18 protein-coding genes and 1 other annotated feature are annotated in these 17,686 nt (G+C 45.7%); of the genes, 17 read left to right on the top strand and 1 reads right to left on the bottom strand.

Annotation, left to right across the window (positions count from 1 at the left end; all coding sequences use genetic code 11):
- Nucleotides 1-114 precede the first annotated feature (114 nt).
- From N5C46_RS22200 to N5C46_RS22260, 13 genes are all read left to right on the top strand, one after another.
- Nucleotides 115-1,209, top strand: coding sequence for an AI-2E family transporter (locus N5C46_RS22200; RefSeq protein ID WP_261750274.1), 1,095 nt, complete (start codon nucleotides 115-117; stop codon nucleotides 1,207-1,209).
- A 58-nt stretch (nucleotides 1,210-1,267) separates the two neighbouring features.
- Nucleotides 1,268-1,481: a binding site (T-box leader), on the top strand.
- A gap of 61 nt (nucleotides 1,482-1,542) precedes the next feature.
- Complete coding sequence (gene alaS / locus N5C46_RS22205; RefSeq protein ID WP_261750275.1) at nucleotides 1,543-4,176, top strand: alanine--tRNA ligase; 2,634 nt, start codon at nucleotides 1,543-1,545, stop codon at nucleotides 4,174-4,176.
- 83 nt (nucleotides 4,177-4,259) lie between these two features.
- Nucleotides 4,260-4,526, top strand: a complete 267-nt coding sequence (locus N5C46_RS22210; RefSeq protein WP_034757362.1) for an IreB family regulatory phosphoprotein — start codon at nucleotides 4,260-4,262, stop codon at nucleotides 4,524-4,526.
- A gap of 3 nt (nucleotides 4,527-4,529) precedes the next feature.
- Nucleotides 4,530-4,946 carry a Holliday junction resolvase RuvX gene (gene ruvX / locus N5C46_RS22215; RefSeq protein WP_034757364.1) on the top strand — a complete coding sequence of 139 codons (417 nt, stop codon included), beginning with the start codon at nucleotides 4,530-4,532 and terminating at the stop codon, nucleotides 4,944-4,946.
- 14 nt (nucleotides 4,947-4,960) lie between these two features.
- The gene (locus N5C46_RS22220) at nucleotides 4,961-5,251 is read left to right on the top strand and encodes a DUF1292 domain-containing protein (RefSeq protein WP_261750276.1); all 291 of its coding nucleotides are present in this window, start codon (nucleotides 4,961-4,963) and stop codon (nucleotides 5,249-5,251) included.
- Between the two features lie 163 nt (nucleotides 5,252-5,414).
- Entirely contained in the window at nucleotides 5,415-6,557 is a 1,143-nt protein-coding gene (mltG, locus tag N5C46_RS22225; protein ID WP_261750277.1) for an endolytic transglycosylase MltG, read from the top strand.
- Nucleotides 6,558-6,749: 192 nt separating this feature from the next.
- Complete coding sequence (locus N5C46_RS22230) at nucleotides 6,750-7,397, top strand: O-methyltransferase (protein ID WP_261750278.1); 648 nt, start codon at nucleotides 6,750-6,752, stop codon at nucleotides 7,395-7,397.
- Entirely contained in the window at nucleotides 7,394-8,323 is a 930-nt protein-coding gene (locus N5C46_RS22235) for a peptidase U32 family protein (RefSeq protein WP_261750279.1), read from the top strand. Before N5C46_RS22230 ends, N5C46_RS22235 begins: the two co-directional genes overlap by 4 nt.
- A 33-nt stretch (nucleotides 8,324-8,356) precedes the next feature.
- Complete coding sequence (locus tag N5C46_RS22240) at nucleotides 8,357-9,634, top strand: peptidase U32 family protein (RefSeq protein ID WP_261750280.1); 1,278 nt, start codon at nucleotides 8,357-8,359, stop codon at nucleotides 9,632-9,634.
- Nucleotides 9,635-9,639: 5 nt separating this feature from the next.
- Nucleotides 9,640-10,275, top strand: coding sequence for a uridine kinase (gene udk, locus N5C46_RS22245; protein ID WP_060670737.1), 636 nt, complete (start codon nucleotides 9,640-9,642; stop codon nucleotides 10,273-10,275).
- A gap of 171 nt (nucleotides 10,276-10,446) precedes the next feature.
- On the top strand, nucleotides 10,447-10,923 hold the full coding sequence (greA, locus tag N5C46_RS22250; RefSeq protein WP_224519467.1) for a transcription elongation factor GreA: 477 nt from the start codon (nucleotides 10,447-10,449) through the stop codon (nucleotides 10,921-10,923).
- Between the two features lie 90 nt (nucleotides 10,924-11,013).
- The gene (locus N5C46_RS22255) at nucleotides 11,014-12,771 is read left to right on the top strand and encodes a peptidoglycan D,D-transpeptidase FtsI family protein (RefSeq protein ID WP_261750281.1); all 1,758 of its coding nucleotides are present in this window, start codon (nucleotides 11,014-11,016) and stop codon (nucleotides 12,769-12,771) included.
- Nucleotides 12,772-12,900: 129 nt separating this feature from the next.
- Nucleotides 12,901-13,611: a DUF1510 family protein gene (locus N5C46_RS22260; protein WP_261750282.1), complete on the top strand. Its 711-nt coding sequence runs from the start codon at nucleotides 12,901-12,903 to the stop codon at nucleotides 13,609-13,611.
- 50 nt (nucleotides 13,612-13,661) lie between these two features.
- Here N5C46_RS22260 and N5C46_RS22265 read toward each other — a convergent pair whose 3' ends face one another.
- Entirely contained in the window at nucleotides 13,662-13,868 is a 207-nt protein-coding gene (locus tag N5C46_RS22265) for a DUF2536 family protein (RefSeq protein WP_034757389.1), read from the bottom strand.
- Between the two features lie 187 nt (nucleotides 13,869-14,055).
- Between N5C46_RS22265 and N5C46_RS22270 the strand changes: the two genes are divergently transcribed.
- From N5C46_RS22270 to N5C46_RS22285, 4 genes are all read left to right on the top strand, one after another.
- The gene (locus N5C46_RS22270) at nucleotides 14,056-14,694 is read left to right on the top strand and encodes a class I SAM-dependent DNA methyltransferase (protein WP_261750283.1); all 639 of its coding nucleotides are present in this window, start codon (nucleotides 14,056-14,058) and stop codon (nucleotides 14,692-14,694) included.
- A 15-nt stretch (nucleotides 14,695-14,709) separates the two neighbouring features.
- Nucleotides 14,710-15,402 carry a 5'-methylthioadenosine/S-adenosylhomocysteine nucleosidase gene (gene mtnN / locus N5C46_RS22275; RefSeq protein ID WP_079531761.1) on the top strand — a complete coding sequence of 231 codons (693 nt, stop codon included), beginning with the start codon at nucleotides 14,710-14,712 and terminating at the stop codon, nucleotides 15,400-15,402.
- A gap of 140 nt (nucleotides 15,403-15,542) precedes the next feature.
- On the top strand, nucleotides 15,543-16,466 hold the full coding sequence (locus N5C46_RS22280) for a PLP-dependent cysteine synthase family protein (protein WP_261750284.1): 924 nt from the start codon (nucleotides 15,543-15,545) through the stop codon (nucleotides 16,464-16,466).
- 2 nt (nucleotides 16,467-16,468) lie between these two features.
- On the top strand, nucleotides 16,469-17,605 hold the full coding sequence (locus N5C46_RS22285) for a bifunctional cystathionine gamma-lyase/homocysteine desulfhydrase (RefSeq protein WP_261750285.1): 1,137 nt from the start codon (nucleotides 16,469-16,471) through the stop codon (nucleotides 17,603-17,605).
- Nucleotides 17,606-17,686 lie beyond the last annotated feature (81 nt).

Raw genomic sequence — 17,686 nt, forward strand, 5'->3', positions numbered from 1 at the left:
GGTCAGTCTCTTTTTTTGTTCTTTTTATGAACAATGGGAGGGTGAATGAATCCCCATGAATAAAACCACCTCTTATCTTCAAACACTAGAGGAGAAAAGAGGGAGGTGTGGATGGTGGAAAGAAGATCCTATACAAGATGGATATACAGGCTTTCGATGGCCCTCATTCTTGCATTATTTCTATATGTTCTCTATTTATTGAAGCCTGTATGGCATCCGGTATTAGAGGTCTTATTCTTTTCCCTGCTGCCATTCTTCATAGGAGGCTTCATTGCGTACCTGCTTCATCCGGTAGTGGAAAAGCTGCATGAAGCCGGCATACACAGGGGGATTGCCATTCTGCTTATCTACGTCCTCTTCTTTGGGGGATTGGGTTATAGCATCTATAAAGGGACCCCGGCCGTCATTCATCAGCTGAAGGATTTATCGGAGAACGCGCCGGTTTTCACAGAGCAGTATCAGGGCTGGCTGAAGGTTGTGCAGAGTGAGACTTCCACATGGCCGGACGGGATCCAGTCCCAGCTTGAGAAGAGAATAGACGGACTCGAAGCGTGGGTGACGGGCCTTGTGGCTTTGGTGCTGGCAACCGTCATGAAGTTCATGAACAGTCTGCTCATCGTTGCCATCATACCCTTCGTATCCTTTTATTTATTGAAGGATATTACAAAAGTAAAGGCGTTCATGTGGCAGCTTACCCCGAAAAAATGGAGGCAGAGTGCGATATCATTTTCACATGACGTGGATGAATCCCTCGGTGGTTATATCCGGGGACAACTCTTGGTTTGCTTGATCATCGGTGGTATTTCAGCCGCCACCCTATGGCTGATCGGTATGAAATACCCCCTCATTCTCGGCTTGATCATTGGCGTGACGAATGTGATCCCTTATTTCGGTCCGATCATCGGGGCTGTACCGGCCGCCATCGTGGCAAGTACGATTTCCACGAATATGGTGATTTATGTGGTCATCCTTGTCGTGGTCCTGCAGTTCCTGGAAGGGAACATCTTATCCCCCCTCATCGTCGGGAAAAGCCTTCATATGCATCCTCTCTTCATCATGGGGGCTTTGATCCTCGGGGGCGAGGTGGGAGGAGTGATCGGAATGATCGTGGCGGTGCCTTTTCTTGCGGTCATAAAGGTGGCAATATTTCATGGCAGGACCCATTTTCTTCATACGATGAAGAATGACAATACTGAAAAATGGGAATGATCATTGACAAATACCATGAATATTTCTATAATCCAACATATACAAGTATTCGCATAACATGAAAGCAATGAAGGACCGAGTACGTTATAGTCCATCTTCCAGAGAGAAATCCCCCAGGCTGCAAGGGTTTTCAGATGAAGGATAACGGAATGCTAATCCTGAGTGCAGGTAAAGCCTGCCGTCCGGCCGCGTTAAGGTGTATTGAGGGATGAATAAGCAAATGTTTATTCATAACCAGGGTGGTACCGCGAGAAACAGCTCTCGTCCCTGTTTTAGGGATGAGGGCTTTTTTGTATTCTTTTTTAACCATACATATAAAGGAGGAAGCTTGATATGAACAAATTAACAGGCGCAGAAATTCGTCAGAAGTTTTTAGATTTCTTTCAGGAAAAAGGACACGGAGTAGAACCGAGTGCATCACTCGTTCCCCATGAAGATCCGTCCCTATTATGGATCAATAGTGGGGTAGCGACATTAAAGAAATATTTTGATGGACGTGTGATCCCTCAAAATCCGCGAATCGTAAATGCCCAAAAATCGATTCGAACGAATGACATCGAGAATGTAGGAAAAACAGCCCGTCATCATACGTTTTTCGAAATGCTCGGGAATTTCTCCATCGGGGATTATTTCAAAGTGGAAGCGATCGAGTGGGCTTGGGAGTTCCTCACGGATGCAAAATGGGTCGGATTCGATCCTGAAAAGCTATCTGTCACGATCCACCCGGAAGATCACGAAGCATTTGACATCTGGAACCAAAAAGTTGGGGTCCCTGCTGAACGCATCATCCGTATCGAAGGGAACTTCTGGGATATCGGAGAAGGCCCGAGTGGTCCGAATACAGAAATCTTCTATGATCGCGGACCTGAATACGGAGACAATCCCGAAGATCCTGAATTATATCCAGGCGGGGAAAATGATCGTTATCTTGAAGTGTGGAATCTGGTGTTCTCACAATTCAATCACAATCCTGACGGGACGTACACACCGCTTCCGAAGAAGAACATCGATACCGGTATGGGCCTTGAGCGAATGGCGTGCGTCGTTCAGGAAGTTCCTACGAACTTTGATACCGATTTATTTATGCCGATCATCGCTGCCACGGAAGAAATTTCAGGAAAGTCTTACGGCAAAGATAACGATACTGATGTAGCTTTCAAAGTCATTGCAGATCATATCAGAACGGTTTCCTTTGCGATCGGTGACGGGGCCCTTCCATCCAATGAAGGCCGCGGGTATGTGTTAAGAAGACTTCTTCGCCGCGCTGTACGTTTTGCCAAACAGATCGAAATCAACCGCCCATTCATGTATGAATTGGTTCCTGTCGTTTCTGAAATCATGGTTGACTTCTATCCGGAAGTGAAGCAAAAAGCAGAATTCATCCAAAAAGTGGTGAAAAATGAAGAGGACCGTTTCCATGAGACATTGAATGAAGGTTTGGCTATCCTTTCATCCATCGTCAAGGTGCAAAAGTCTTCCGGAAGTAACGTGATTCCTGGTGAAGATGTCTTCCGTCTTTATGACACGTATGGTTTCCCTGTTGAATTAACGGAAGAGTACGCAGAAGAAGAAGGATTGACGGTTGATCATGAAGGTTTTGAAAGAGAGATGGAAGGTCAGCGTGAAAGAGCGAGATCTGCCCGCCAGGATGTAGGAAGCATGCAGGTGCAGGGTGGAGTCTTGAGTGATATTACAGTGGAAAGCCGCTTTGTCGGATATGACACACTCACAAGCAATTCGACAGTCCTTGAATTATTGGTGGACAATGAACGTCAGCCTAAAGTCGGTAAAGGTCAGGAATGCCAGTTCATCCTCAACGAGACTCCTTTCTATGCAGAAAGCGGTGGACAGATCGGGGATAAGGGATACATCGAAGCAGATGGCGTAAAAGTATTCGTCAAAACGGTCAAAAAAGCACCGAATGGACAAAACCTTCACACGGCAGTTGTCGAAGAGGGTACATTGGAGCAGGGTGCCGAGGTCCTTGCCAGGGTTTCAAGAGAATCCAGAACAAAAGTGGAGAAAAACCATACAGCGACCCACATCCTTCACCAGGCATTGAAAGACGTCCTTGGAGATCACGTGAATCAGGCAGGTTCCCTTGTTGAACCGGATCGCCTGCGCTTTGATTTCTCCCATTTCGGATCTGTGTCAACAGAAGAAATGGAACGGATCGAAACCATCGTCAATGAGAAGGTTTGGAAGGCAATGTCGGTGAATACGGCCCTGAAGTCTCTAACCGAGGCTAAAGAGATGGGTGCCATGGCGTTATTCGGTGAGAAATATGGTTCAGAAGTACGTGTCGTATCGATTGGGGACTACAGCCTGGAACTTTGCGGAGGCTGCCACGTATCCAATACATCTGAAATCGGACTATTCAAGATCCTCTCTGAAAGCGGGATCGGTGCCGGTACCAGGCGAATCGAAGCCGTTACGGCAGAAAATGCGTATAAAATATTGAATGATCAGGTATCTCAACTGAAAGAGGTTGCAGCGAAACTGAAATCGAATCCGAAAGAAGTAGTCAATCGGGTAGACTCATTATTAGGTGAGATGAAAGAGCTTCAAAGGGAAAATGAATCATTATCTGCAAAGTTGTCTAACATAGAAGCAGGCAGCTTAACGGATCAAGTGAAGGTCATCGATGGTGTGAATGTCCTGTCTGCAAAAGTGGCATCAGGTGACAGCAACGGACTGCGCACGATGATGGATGATCTGAAGCAGAAGCTTTCATCCGGGGTGATCGTACTGGCAACAACTGGAGAAGATAAAGTGACCATCATTGCAGGAGTTACTAGTGATTTAGTCGAAAAAGGATATCATGCAGGGAAATTGGTCAAAGAAGTCGCATCACGCTGCGGTGGAGGCGGCGGCGGTCGTCCGGATATGGCCCAGGCAGGTGGTAAAAATCCGGAAAAAGTCGAAGAAGCCCTTCAATTTGTAGAAGAATGGGTCAAATCCATTTAACTCCGTGTGAAAGTGGTGTACAATGGAGGTAACGATTAACAATTCGGTTGTCAAAAAGACAAGCCTAAAGAGAGGTGCTAAAAATGAGTTCTTTTGACAAAACGATGCGGTTTGATTTTTCAGAGGAGCCGTTCGAACATGACGTGAAGGAAGTGCTCTTACAGGTTCACGATGCTCTGCAGGAAAAAGGGTACAACCCGATCAATCAAATCGTAGGATACTTATTATCTGGAGACCCGGCTTACATTCCCAGACATCAGGATGCCAGAAATATCATCCGCCGTTTAGAACGAGATGAGATCATCGAAGAATTAGTCAAATCGTATTTGAAACAACACAAAGAGGGATAATAGATGCGTGTAATGGGTTTAGACGTTGGCTCTAAAACAGTCGGAGTCGCAATCAGCGATGAGCTTGGCTGGACAGCTCAGGGAATTGAAACGATTAAGATCGACGAAGATCAAGGTGTGTTCCGGATGGATCGAATCAAGGAACTTGCCGATGAATACCAGGTGGATACCGTTGTGGTTGGAATGCCTAAAAACATGAATAACACGATCGGTCCACGTGGCGAAGCGTCTAAAGCTTATGGAGAATTGATTCAACAGGAGTTATCCCTTCCCATTAAATACTGGGATGAAAGACTGAGCACAATGGCTGCTGAACGAGTGCTTTTAGAAGCCGACGTAAGCAGGAAGAAACGTAAGAAAGTGATCGACAAAATGGCTGCGATGATGATCCTTCAAGGATATCTTGACAGCCAAAAATAATGAGGTGAATGTTCATGGAACACGGAGAAAAGCAAATTACAGTAGTTGACGAACAAGGAAATGAGCAATTATGCGAGGTCCTTTTCACATTTGAATCAGATAAATTCAATAAATCGTATGTCCTTTACTATCCGCTTGGTGCAGATGAGAACGATGAAGAAGAAATCGAAATTCATGCATCTGCATTCATGCCTGGTGACGAAGGTCAGGAAGGCGAATTAAAGCCGATTGAAACAGAAGAAGAGTGGGACATGATCGAAGAAATGTTAAACACTTTCCTTGATGAAGAAGAAGACACTGAATAAGCATTCGTCATAGGACTGTATGAAACAGGGACCGCAAAAAGGGACAAAAAATTCACCCTTTTTGCAGGTCCCTGTTTCACTTTGTGCAAAATATTGTATAATAGTGGAGATGATGTCGAATTACGCATGACGGATAGCCCGCTTTTTTGCTCGAAGGGGGGAAATGAAAGCGTTGGAAGAAAAGAAAAAGATAAAAGAGACACTTATGAAGAAATTGCTTGAAAGGCAAGAGGAGGCCAAAGTCATTAGAAAAGTAGTAGGACTTGTCATTCTTTGTCTTGTCATTATCATAGGGGGAACGGCCATTGGAGGCTACCTTTATGTGAATTCTGCCCTGAAACCGGTTGACCCTGATAATACGAAAACGGTGAAAGTGGACATTCCCATTGGCTCCGGGGTATCGAGTATTGGAAAGATCCTGGAGGACAAAGGGATCGTTAAGAATTCAACGGTCTTTAAATATTACGTGAAATTCAATAACGAAGCAGGGTTCCAGGCAGGTTCTTATGATTTGACGCCTTCCATGACCTTGAATGAAATCGTCAACAGCTTGAAGACTGGAAAGGTCATGAGGAAAGCAGAATTTAAGATTACCATTCCAGAGGGACTTCAATTAGATCAGATCGCAGAGATCATCGCTGAAAAGTCCCCATATAAAAAAGATGAGATTGAAAAGAAACTAAACGATAAGAAATGGCTCGAGCAATTAAAAGAGGAATATCCGGAATTGATAACAGATGAAATCTTCAAGAAAGAAATCAAACGACCGCTGGAAGGATATCTTTATCCTGCGACGTATCCTTTCTATGAAAAGAAGCCATCTTTAGACACAATCCTAAAGAAGATGATCGCGCAAACGAATGAAGTATTGGCTCAATACCAGGAAGCCATGGCAGCAAACGATTATACGCCACATGAGCTCCTCACCCTTTCTTCCCTGATCGAGGAAGAAGCGACGGAAAAAGCGGACAGAGGGAAAATTTCAAGTGTGTTCTATAATCGTATGGAAGAAGGAATGCCCCTTCAGACAGATCCGACGGTCCTATATGCTTTAGGTAAGCATAAAGACAAAACCGTATATAAAGATCTTGAAGTGGAATCGCCTTATAACACGTACCAGGTGAAGGGATTGCCGCCTGGTCCGATTGCGAATGCGGGCTTGTCTTCAATCGAAGCCGCCCTGCAGCCTGAGGATACAGAGTATTATTATTTCCTGGCTGCTTCCAACGGCTCGGTATACTATTCCGAAACACTGGATGAACATAACGAGAAAAAAGCAAAATATATTACCAATAAAGAAGAATAGCACGGTGAGAAGAGGAAAGAAACATTCGCTTTCCTCTTCTCTGTGTGGTAAAATAGTACAAGTTATTTTTATATACGGGCGTTATCTTGATGAACGTGTGAAGTAGAAAGCTCATTGTGGCTTTCTTCTTTTCATGTTAAGAAAGAAGCGTTACACAGACACCATTTATGAACATGATCGTGAGGTTTATATATGAACGAACAAGTGATTGGCTATATAGAATCAATCGTGAAAGGACGTCCGGCCCTGATTTCCGAGATGGAGCAATATGCAGTGGAACACAATGTTCCCATCATGGAACTGGTCGGTATCGAAGCCCTCCTGGGGATGTTGCGGATCCAACAGCCGAAAGTGATCCTTGAGATCGGGACGGCCATCGGATATTCTGCCCTCCGCATGGCGGGGGCACTTCAAGAGGCGACGGTCGTCACCCTTGAGCGGGATGAAGAAAGATTCGAAGCAGCACAGGGGTTCCTCTCCCGTTCTGAAGATGGCAAAAGGGTCGTCACCCTGTTCGGTGATGCATTGGAGCTTGCCGAGGAAGTGAAAAAGCACGGACCATATGATGCTATCTTTATCGATGCTGCCAAAGGTCAGTACCTTAAATTCTTTGAACTATACTCCGGTATGTTGTCAGAAAACGGCGTCGTTTACTCGGATAATGTCCTATTCAAAGGACTGGTTGCAGAGGAACACGTCGAACAGAAACGAATCCGGAACATGGTCAAGAAGCTGCAGAATTATAATGCATGGCTAATGAATCATGAAGAGTTCGATACAAGTATTTTACCTGTCGGTGACGGAATCGCCATCAGTAAAAAAAGAGGTGAACAACGATGAAAAAGCCGGAACTTCTTGTGACCCCTGCCTCTGTATCCGATATTGAATCATTGGCATCTGCAGGTGCCGATGCCTTCATGATCGGTGAAGAGCGATACGGCCTGAGGCTTGCCGGGGAGTTCTCAAGGGAAGATGTAGGAGAAGCCATCAAAGTCGCCCACAAGCACGATAAGAAAGTATATGTGGCGATGAATGCCCTCTTTCATAATGATAAAATCGCTGAACTCGATGACTATATTGCATTTCTTAAAGAGCAAGGGGCGGACGCCATTGTTTTCGGTGATCCCGCCGTATTGATGGCTGCACGTGAAGTGGCACCGGAGATGAAGCTCCATTGGAATACGGAAACGACGGCCACCAATTGGTACACCTGTAATTATTGGGGCAGAAAAGGAGCGAAGCGTGCAGTGCTCGCCCGGGAATTAAGTATGGATAGCATTATCGAAATGAAGGAAAATGCAGAGGTCGAAATCGAGGTGCAGGTGCATGGAATGACCTGTATGTTCCAATCCAAACGCTCATTGCTCGGGAATTATTTTGAATATCAAGGCAAAGTGATGGAAATCGAAAATCGGAAAGAACAGCGCAATATGTTCCTTCACGATGAGGAGCGTCACAATAAGTATCCTATCTTTGAAGATGGGAACGGCACGCACATCATGAGCCCGAATGATATGTGCATCATTGATGAGCTTGGTGAAATGATGGAAGCGGGTGTCGACTCCTTCAAAATCGATGGAGTGATGAAGTCTTCTGAATATATCCTGGAAGTGACGAAACTGTATCGTAACGCCATGGATTTATGCGCAGAAGATGAAGAACGATATGAGGAACAGAAAGATGAGTTTCTGGAAGAAGCGAAAAGCCTGCAGCCGGATAATCGTCCGTTGGATACTGGATTTTTCTTTAAAGAAACGGTGTATTAAGAACGAGAGATTGATCAGAACGGAGGAGTTATGATGACCACGGTTGTAAAAAAACCGATTTCAAAGGTTGTAGACGGGAAGCGTGTCATTGTGAAGAAACCTGAATTACTGGCTCCTGCCGGTAATCTGGAAAAGTTGAAGATCGCGGTCCATTATGGGGCAGATGCCGTCTATATCGGCGGGCAGGAATATGGACTGCGTTCAAATGCCGGTAATTTCACCTTTGAAGATATGAAAGAAGGCGTGGAGTTCGCCCGGAAATATGGTGCAAAGATCTATGTCACCACGAATATCTATGCCCATAATGAGAACATGGATGGTCTTGAAGATTATCTTCGTGGACTTGGGGAAGCGGGAGTAGCGGGGATCATTGTCGCAGACCCCCTTATCATTGAAACATGCAGAAGGGTTGCCCCTAATGTAGAGGTGCACTTAAGTACACAGCAGTCCCTTTCAAACTGGAAAGCCGTCCAATTCTGGAAAGAAGAAGGACTGGACCGGGTGGTGCTTGCCCGTGAAGCAAGCGGCAAAGAAATCCAGGAAATGAAAGAGAAAGTGGATATAGAGATTGAGACCTTCATTCATGGAGCGATGTGCATCGCCTACTCCGGTCGTTGTACATTAAGCAACCATATGACCGCGAGAGATTCAAATCGCGGCGGCTGCTGTCAGTCATGCCGCTGGGACTATGATTTATATGAAATGAATGAAGACGGGGAAAATGCCCTTTATGATAAAGAAGATGCACCTTTCGCCATGAGTCCGAAAGATTTGAAGCTTGTCGAATCCATCCCTGGAATGATCGAATTGGGGATCGACAGTCTGAAGATTGAAGGACGGATGAAGTCCATTCACTATGTGGCTACTGTCGTAAGTGTGTACCGCAAAGTGATCGATGAATATTGTAAAGACCCGGAAAACTTCAAGATCCAGAAGGAATGGCTCGAGGAGCTTGAGAAGTGCGCAAATCGTGAAACGGCCCCGGCGTTCTTTGAAGGGGTACCCGGATTCAAGGAGCAGATGTTCGGAGTCCACAACAAGAAGAATACAAATTATGAATTTGTCGGACTCGTATTGGACTACGACGAAAACACCCAGATCGTCACCTTGCAGCAACGGAACCATTTTAGAGCCGGACAGGAAGTAGAGTTTTTCGGTCCTGAAATCTCCAATTTTACGCAGGTTATCGAAAAGATGTGGGATGAGCGCGGGAATGAGCTTGACGTTGCCCGTCACCCGTTACAAATTGTGAAATTCAAGGTGCATCAGAGGGTTTATCCCCATAACATGATGCGAAAGGAGAACATCTAATACTTATGAAGCAGAAACCCGTTGTGATCGGTGTAGCAGGAGGATCCGGCTCTGGGAAGACGAGCGTCACCAAAGCCATTTATGAGCAATTCCAAGGTCATTCCATCTTAATGCTGCAGCAGGATTATTATTATAAAGATCAATCGAATCTACCATTTGAGGAACGGTTGAAAACCAATTATGATCACCCATTAGCCTTCGATAATGATTTGTTGATTCAACATTTGCACGGTCTATTGGATCATCAGCCCGTCAATAAGCCGGTGTATGATTATAAAATGCACACCCGCTCGGATGATACAATCCTCGTTGAACCGAAAGATGTGATTATTTTAGAGGGAATTTTAGTATTAGAAGATGAAAGATTGCGTAACTTAATGGATATTAAGCTTTACGTAGATACAGATGCGGATCTTCGGATCATCAGAAGGATGCTTCGCGACATTAAAGAGCGCGGACGTTCCATCGATTCCGTCATCGATCAATACATTACGGTCGTCCGTCCGATGCATAATCAATTCATCGAACCGACGAAGCGATATGCCGATGTGATCATCCCTGAAGGCGGTCATAATCACGTGGCAATCGATTTAATGGTAACAAAAATTCAAACAATTCTTGAACAAAAGTCATTTTTGTAATACGATAGCATAGATAAAGACATATAGGCGAAGGTTACCATTTCCCACATTGTAAAGAAGCAGGGAATGGAGGGAGAAGAAATTCTCCCTCCATTCCCTCCCTTTACATACGCAGCACATTTACATATAGAGCACGGGAAGCTCTTAGATAGAAAAGGAGTGAAGAGGGTCATGAGTACAGAAAAAGTATTTCCTATGACAGCAGAAGGTAAAGAGAAGTTAGAAAAAGAACTGGAGAATTTGAAAACGGTTAAACGTAAAGAAGTCGTCGAGCGCATCAAGATCGCCCGCAGCTTCGGGGATTTATCGGAGAACTCTGAATACGATGCAGCAAAAGATGAACAAGCATTCGTTGAAGGACGTATTTCCACTTTAGAGAATATGATTCGCAATGCGAAGATCATTCAAGAAAATGATATGAATTCAGATACAGTTCAATTAGGTAAAAAAGTGACGTTCGTAGAATTGCCGGACGGAGACAAAGAAACATACACAATCGTCGGTAGTGCAGAAGCGGATCCATTTGAAGGAAAGATTTCAAATGATTCACCAATCGCGAAAAGCCTTCTTGGGCATAAAGTAGGCGCTGAAGTGAATGTTCAGACTCCAGGCGGGGAAATGAGCGTCAAGATTGTAGAAGTAAGCTGATCACCCGGGAAGAGGCTCTAATTTAGAGCCTCTTCTTTTTTTATGATTAATTCGTATAAAACTCGTCAACAATGGGGACGAGGTGACAAAATGAAACAGAAACGAATCAGGCTGTTCAGTATCGTCTTATTACTTGCTCTCTCTGGACTTTCAGGGAGATTGATGCAATTGCAATTATTCCAGACTGAATCCTATTCCAAACATAAAATCAATCTTCTTGAAGAAAGTGTCGCTCAACGTACTCAAGCATTGGTGATCGATGAAGGCAGGGGGGAATTTCTCGATCGGAATGGTGAACCCCTTACGTATACAGAAAAAAATGTCCTGGTCCTTTTTCCATTTCTCAAACAACTGGATTGGCCGGTGGACAAAGTGGCAGAGATCCTTCATGTTCCTCAAGAGACGATCCGGACGAAAGTAGAGGAAGCGAAAGGGCCGATCGTTTTCGGCGGGAAAGAGCCCTTAAGGCTTTCGGAAGAACAGATGAAGGAAATTAATTCTCTTGAAATACAGGGAGTGTTCGCCCTTACGAAAAAGTATAAAAGCGACGAAGTGCCAGCTTCCCAGCTGATAGGGGTCACGGGGGAAAATACAGACGTATTCCACGAACGCTACCCTGATAAAGTGAAGGGCGCCAATCAGAAAATCGGGGTGTCCGGACTTCAGGAGAGCTTTGATGAGTGGCTGGTCGCAGAAGAGGAAGCGAAACTGATCTATCATGTCGATGCAAGGGGAGGCCCATTGTTCGGGGTGGATGTAAAGTATCTGGCACCAGCCAACCCCTTTTACCCCCTGAATGTGAAAACGACCATCGATAGAAGGATGCAGGAGGCACTGGAAGAAGTGGCGGATACCTACAATATTCAAAAAGGGGGGCTGCTGCTCCTGGATATTGAAAAGAGTGAAATACTTGCCAGCGTATCAAGACCTGCCATGAAAAGCCGGGACCCATTCAGTGGAGGGGCGGGAAATCTCATGCTGAAAGCGCTGATCCCCGGTTCTGTATTTAAGACCGTCGTCGCAGCTGCAGCCATGGATGAAGGGCTGGTGGATGAACGCAGGCTTTTCCCTTGTGATGAAGATATCCGTGGCGAGGCAGCCGAAAAGCCTCACGGAAACATTAATATTAAGACAAGCATAGCCGTCAGCTGTAACCGCACATTTGCGGATCTGGCTAAAGAGCTGACAGAGAAAGATGACCACCTGCTCGATGAGTATGCAGAAAAGGTCGGACTGATCGGTGACATTGCATGGAAAGGCAATGTCTTTCATTACGAAAGCTTTCCCCAGCTTCAGGTGAGTGAAGGAAGGATCTTCGCCTCAGACGGAGACAGGGCTGAACCTAAACTTGTTGCCCAAACAGGTATCGGGCAACAAGAAGTCCGCGTCACCCCACTCGGCATCGCCAATATGATGGCCACGATTGCCAGGGGGGGAGAGAAATTTCAGGTGAGTGCCGTCTCTTCCGTGCAGTATCAAAATGGAACCAACATGTTTTCCTTCCCTAGACAGAAGGTCGAGGGTGAGACGATCACCCCTTTCACGGCCATGAAGCTTCAGCAGTACCTGCGGGGTGTGGTGAACTCCCCGGAAGGTACGGCACCCTATTTGCAAAACGCGGCCTATACCATCGCCGGGAAGACTGGAACCGCACAGACAGGGAATTACAGGGGAGAAAGAGTGAAAGCAAACGAATTATATAATAAATGGTTCGCAGGCTACTTTCCCTTCGAAGATCCCAAATACGCTTTGGTGGCCGTCAACATGGACGTGACCATAGGCGAAGGGGGAATTTACCCGATCTTCAAGGACAGCGTCGATGCTGTCTACCGGCTTGATCATGAGTAGAAGAGATGTCCCGTGAGTTCTGTGACCTTTTTCCCTTTATAGCTGAATCATCCCGGGATGGATAATGTTTCGCTTTATTCTTTTCCTCTTATCATGTTAAAATGTTTAGGATAATAGGGAGGGAACAAAATGGCGAAATACCAATCTCGATTAGACAAACGATCTAAAAAGAATACTAATAAACTGTTAAACATAATGATTGCAATCGTACTTCTATTAATTGTCGTGGTGGGAGGCACCATCGTACTTGGAGGCGGCGACGAAAAGGCAACAACAGACGCCCCGAAGAATTCAGAAACCAAGGGCGCTGACAAGAGCGATAAGGCGACGAAAGAAAAGGACAACTCCGTTTCCATGGATGACAAAGACGATTCGAAGGATAAAACGGACGATGAACAAAAAGATGAAGACAAGAAGAAAGATGATGAGAAAAAGAAAGACGAGTCCTCTGATGAGGAGCAGGATTCTGTCGCATTAGACGGGGAAGACCAAAGTAAGATGAAGGTCGAGGAAAGTGACGACCCCAATGTGGTAAAAACGATGGTGCATCCTGACTGGAAGCCGATCGGCACCGAGCAGACAGGTGAACACGTATCTGTCTATGACGAAGGGACGGTCGACTGGCAGGAAAAGATCAAGGCGACTTCCTACGCTACAGGCATTCCTGAAGGCAATATGACCGTCTGGTGGATGGAAGGGAATGGCGGTCCTCAGAAGTCCATGGCGACCGTAACGGCTAAAGACACCAAAACCCCTTACCGGGTGTATCTGCAATGGGTCGACGGCAAAGGATGGCAGCCGACGAAAGTGCAGGAATTAAAGGAAAATGATAAAGATTGATGTATATAAAAAGGCTCTTCCAATCATATGGAAGGGCCTTTTTATATGAATTACTTCTTCACTTTAAAATGAACCACGGCACTATATAATCTTCTGCCGTTCTCATCGATGGAAACGGAATGATCCACGTGATGGACGGAGAGCATGATGGCTTTATTATGCTGGATCTGTTCGTCTACCTTTTTCTCCAAAGTCCTGAGATTGTCAGCTTCAAAAAACTCCACTTTATCTTCTATTAAATCGAATGAAATATTCATGGTGAACCTCCTTATTATCCGCGATCCGGACAGGCTTTCTCCCTCTATTTTAGAGCGCCTCCACCCTTTTGACAATGAATTATTGTTGAATTCCTCAGGAGAATATGATAATTTAATAACAGTTTTAAAATTAATTCATAGTATGTTTATAGGAATTATAAACTTAATGCAGCTGAGGTGCTGAACCATGGGTAGAGAATTTTTGGATCTGTTCGGTGACTGGGCAGATTCGTATGATGATACAGTGACAGGAAAAGATGTGGAATATCAAGCCGTATTCGAACACTATGATACGATTCTTGACGGGGTGGTCGCCCGTTCAAAGGGGAAGGTGGTCGAGTTTGGACCCGGTACAGGGAATTTAACCAAGAAGCTATTGGATGCGGGACTCGAGGTCATTCCCTATGAACCCTCTCCTGAAATGAGAGCGATTGGAATGCAGAAGCTTGGTGATCGGGTCACATTCCGGGACGGCGACTTTCTGGATTTTTCGTTAGAGGGAAAAGCTGATTCCATTGTTAGCTCTTACGCATTTCATCATTTAACCGATGAAGAAAAGGGAAAAGCTTTCGGCATCTATGGAAAGCTTCTAGTACAAGGTGGTAAAATAGTATTTGCTGATACAATGTTTGAGACCGATCAGCATCATCAAGCCGCCATATCCCAAGCGATCAAGAAAGAGTATGTCAATCTGGCTGAAGATTTAAAACGGGAATATTACACGACTCTCGAAGTGTTAAGGGAGCTTTTGCGTGAGAATGGGTTTTCCGTACAGTTTCAGCAAGTGAATACATTTGTGTGGATCATGGAGGCGACTAAACAGTAGAAAGAGGTTTTAGCAATGAAAATCGCCATCATCGGAGCAATGGAAGAAGAAGTAGCCTTATTGAGAGAGAATATTTCAAACCCGAAAGTGGAAACCATCGCAGGGTGTGAATATACAAGCGGTACAATGCATGACAAAGAAGTGATTTTGCTTCGTTCAGGAATCGGGAAAGTGAATGCAGCGATGTCAACGGCTGTACTATTGCAGCACTTCAAACCGGATTGCATCATCAACACAGGGTCAGCAGGAGGATTCGATCCTTCTCTAAACGTCGGTGATGTAGTCATCTCAACTGAAGTAAGACATCATGATGTGGATGTAACGGCTTTTGGTTATGAATACGGCCAGGTCCCGCAGCTTCCGGCAGCTTTTACGGCAGACGAGAATTTGAAGCAAACAGCGATCAATAGTGTGAAGGAACTCGGAGATGCACAGGTGGTTTCCGGATTGATTGCCACTGGGGATTCATTCATGAATGATCCAGTGAGGGTGGATGCGATCCGTGACAAATTCACGGATTTACAGGCAGTGGAAATGGAAGCGGCGGCGATCGCCCAAGTGGCGCATCAATTCCACGTACCATTTGTCATCATCCGTTCCCTTTCCGACATCGCGGGCAAAGAATCGGATGTGTCTTTCGATCAATACCTGGAAAAGGCTGCGCTTCATTCAGCTAAAATGGTCATGAATATCGTGAAATCTGTTTAATAGAAAGAGAATACAGCTGACCCAGGCATCTCCCCCTCTTACCGCGTGTACCAGGCTTGTTCAGACGAACAGTCCTTCCATCGGTAATGAAGAGGGTTTGGTGAAAGGGTCAGTTTTTTGTTTGAAAGGGGATTGAAGATATGGACGTGTATAAAAGTGTACATGACCTGATAGGGAATACACCGATTGTTGAACTGACACATTTTCCGCTGAAGAACGGGATCCGCCTCTTCGCGAAGCTTGAATTCTTTAATCCCGGAGGCAGTGTGAAGGATCGATTGGGGCTTGAGCTGTTAAGAGATGCCGTGGAGAATGGTAAGATCATGCCAGGGGGAACCTTCATCGAACCAACGGCGGGCAATACGGGGATCGGCCTGGCTTTAGCCGCCGTCAATTCAGGATATAAAGTGAAGTTCTGTATCCCTGAGAAATTCAGCGTGGAGAAACAGGAACTGATGAAAGCCCTTGGAGCGGAAATCGTCCATACCCCCACTGAAGAAGGTATGAAGGGTGCCATCGCGAAAGCCGCTGAATTGGTTGAAGAGACCCCTAACTCGTATTCCCCGCAGCAATTTGGGAACGAAGCCAACCCGAATACGTATTACAGAACAGTAGGACCGGAACTCTGGAAACAGATGGAGGGTCACATCCATACATTTGTCGCCGGCGCAGGGACTGGCGGGACCTTCATGGGGACTGCACGCTACCTTAAAGAAATGAAGGACACGATTAAAACAGTGATCGTGGAGCCTGAAGGATCGATCCTGAATGGGGGAGAGTCAGGCCCACATAAAACAGAAGGCATCGGGATGGAGTTCCTGCCTGGATATATGGATGCAAATTATTTTAACAGTATCCATACCGTCACGGACGAGGATGCCTTCACAAGGGTAAAGGAACTTGCATTATTGGAAGGGCTGCTGGTAGGCAGTTCTTCCGGAGCTGCCCTGCATGCAGCGCTAGTGGAAGCAGAAAAGGCTGAACCGGGTAGCCATATCGTCACCATCTTCCCGGATTCGAGTGAGAGATATTTAAGCAAAAAAATATACCAAGGAGGAATCTAATCATGAAAAAGAAAACGCAACTAATCCACGGTGGTATCCCGACAGATCCTCAAACAGGTGCTGTATCCACTCCCATATACCAGGTGAGTACGTATAAGCAGGATGAAGTAGGAAAGCACAAGGGGTTCGAATATTCACGGTCAGGAAATCCCACACGACATGCCCTTGAAGAGCTGATCAAAGATCTTGAAGGCGGGGAAAAAGGCTTTGCATTCGGCTCGGGAATGGCAGCGATCACTGCAGTCATGATGATGTTCAACAGCGGGGATCATATTGTGATGACAGATGATGTGTACGGTGGGACGTACCGTGTCATGACGAAGGTGTTAAACCGGATTGGCATCGAGTCCACTTTTGTAGATACAAGCGATGTAAACAATATCGAAAAGGCCATCCAGCCGAATACAAAAGCGGTTTATATTGAAACACCGACCAACCCATTACTGAAAATCACGGATATAGAGGCAGCGGCTTCATTAGCCAAGAAACACAATCTGCTGACCATCGTCGATAATACGTTCAGTACACCTTACTGGCAGAACCCGATTGCCCTGGGAGCGGACATTGTCCTTCACAGTGCTACGAAATACATCGGTGGACACAGTGACGTTGTGGCAGGTCTCGTTGTAGTGAATTCAGAAGAACTGGCTGAAGAATTATTCTTTGTACAGAATTCAACAGGCGGTGTCCTTGGGCCGCAGGATTCATGGTTATTGATTCGCGGAATCAAGACGTTGGGGCTGCGTATGGAGGAGCATGAAGAGAACACCAGGAAAATCGTCGAGTTCCTGACGGCTCATCCGAAAGTATCGAAGGTTTACTATCCTGGTCTTGAAACTCATCCGAATCATGCCATCGCCAAAAAGCAGGCATCAGGATTCGGCGGGATGGTCTCCTTTGATGTAGGCAGTGAGGGAAATGCAGACCGTCTTCTGACCAATACGAGATATTTCACGTTGGCTGAAAGTCTCGGAGCAGTGGAAAGTCTTATTTCCGTTCCGGCTCGCATGACCCATGCCTCCATTCCGGCAGAGCGCCGGAACGAACTGGGGATCACAGACGGCCTTGTCCGGATATCCGTCGGTCTTGAAGATGTGGAGGATTTGATTGAAGATATTGACAACGCCCTTTCCAAGTAACCCTTGGCAGAACTGGTATCAATTACATGGTAGGCTGTATGGAATCATATGTTACCATAGAATGAGAGTTTACTAGTTCAA

Source organism: Rossellomorea vietnamensis (assembly GCF_025398035.1).
GTDB classification, from domain to species: domain Bacteria; phylum Bacillota; class Bacilli; order Bacillales; family Bacillaceae_B; genus Rossellomorea; species Rossellomorea vietnamensis_B.

What these genes read in the sequence shown, in the direction of transcription:
- alaS (WP_261750275.1), top strand. Translation starts at nt 1,543, where the DNA reads ATGAACAAATTAACAGGCGCAGAAATTCGTCAGAAGTTTTTAGATTTC.
- N5C46_RS22210 (WP_034757362.1), top strand. Translation starts at nt 4,260, where the DNA reads ATGAGTTCTTTTGACAAAACGATGCGGTTTGATTTTTCAGAGGAGCCG.
- ruvX (WP_034757364.1), top strand. Translation starts at nt 4,530, where the DNA reads ATGCGTGTAATGGGTTTAGACGTTGGCTCTAAAACAGTCGGAGTCGCA.
- N5C46_RS22220 (WP_261750276.1), top strand. Translation starts at nt 4,961, where the DNA reads ATGGAACACGGAGAAAAGCAAATTACAGTAGTTGACGAACAAGGAAAT.
- mltG (WP_261750277.1), top strand. Translation starts at nt 5,415, where the DNA reads ATGAAAGCGTTGGAAGAAAAGAAAAAGATAAAAGAGACACTTATGAAG.
- N5C46_RS22230 (WP_261750278.1), top strand. Translation starts at nt 6,750, where the DNA reads ATGAACGAACAAGTGATTGGCTATATAGAATCAATCGTGAAAGGACGT.
- N5C46_RS22235 (WP_261750279.1), top strand. Translation starts at nt 7,394, where the DNA reads ATGAAAAAGCCGGAACTTCTTGTGACCCCTGCCTCTGTATCCGATATT.
- N5C46_RS22240 (WP_261750280.1), top strand. Translation starts at nt 8,357, where the DNA reads ATGACCACGGTTGTAAAAAAACCGATTTCAAAGGTTGTAGACGGGAAG.
- udk (WP_060670737.1), top strand. Translation starts at nt 9,640, where the DNA reads ATGAAGCAGAAACCCGTTGTGATCGGTGTAGCAGGAGGATCCGGCTCT.
- greA (WP_224519467.1), top strand. Translation starts at nt 10,447, where the DNA reads ATGAGTACAGAAAAAGTATTTCCTATGACAGCAGAAGGTAAAGAGAAG.
- N5C46_RS22255 (WP_261750281.1), top strand. Translation starts at nt 11,014, where the DNA reads ATGAAACAGAAACGAATCAGGCTGTTCAGTATCGTCTTATTACTTGCT.
- N5C46_RS22260 (WP_261750282.1), top strand. Translation starts at nt 12,901, where the DNA reads ATGGCGAAATACCAATCTCGATTAGACAAACGATCTAAAAAGAATACT.
- N5C46_RS22265 (WP_034757389.1), bottom strand. Translation starts at nt 13,868, where the DNA reads ATGAATATTTCATTCGATTTAATAGAAGATAAAGTGGAGTTTTTTGAA.
- N5C46_RS22270 (WP_261750283.1), top strand. Translation starts at nt 14,056, where the DNA reads ATGGGTAGAGAATTTTTGGATCTGTTCGGTGACTGGGCAGATTCGTAT.
- mtnN (WP_079531761.1), top strand. Translation starts at nt 14,710, where the DNA reads ATGAAAATCGCCATCATCGGAGCAATGGAAGAAGAAGTAGCCTTATTG.
- N5C46_RS22280 (WP_261750284.1), top strand. Translation starts at nt 15,543, where the DNA reads ATGGACGTGTATAAAAGTGTACATGACCTGATAGGGAATACACCGATT.
- N5C46_RS22285 (WP_261750285.1), top strand. Translation starts at nt 16,469, where the DNA reads ATGAAAAAGAAAACGCAACTAATCCACGGTGGTATCCCGACAGATCCT.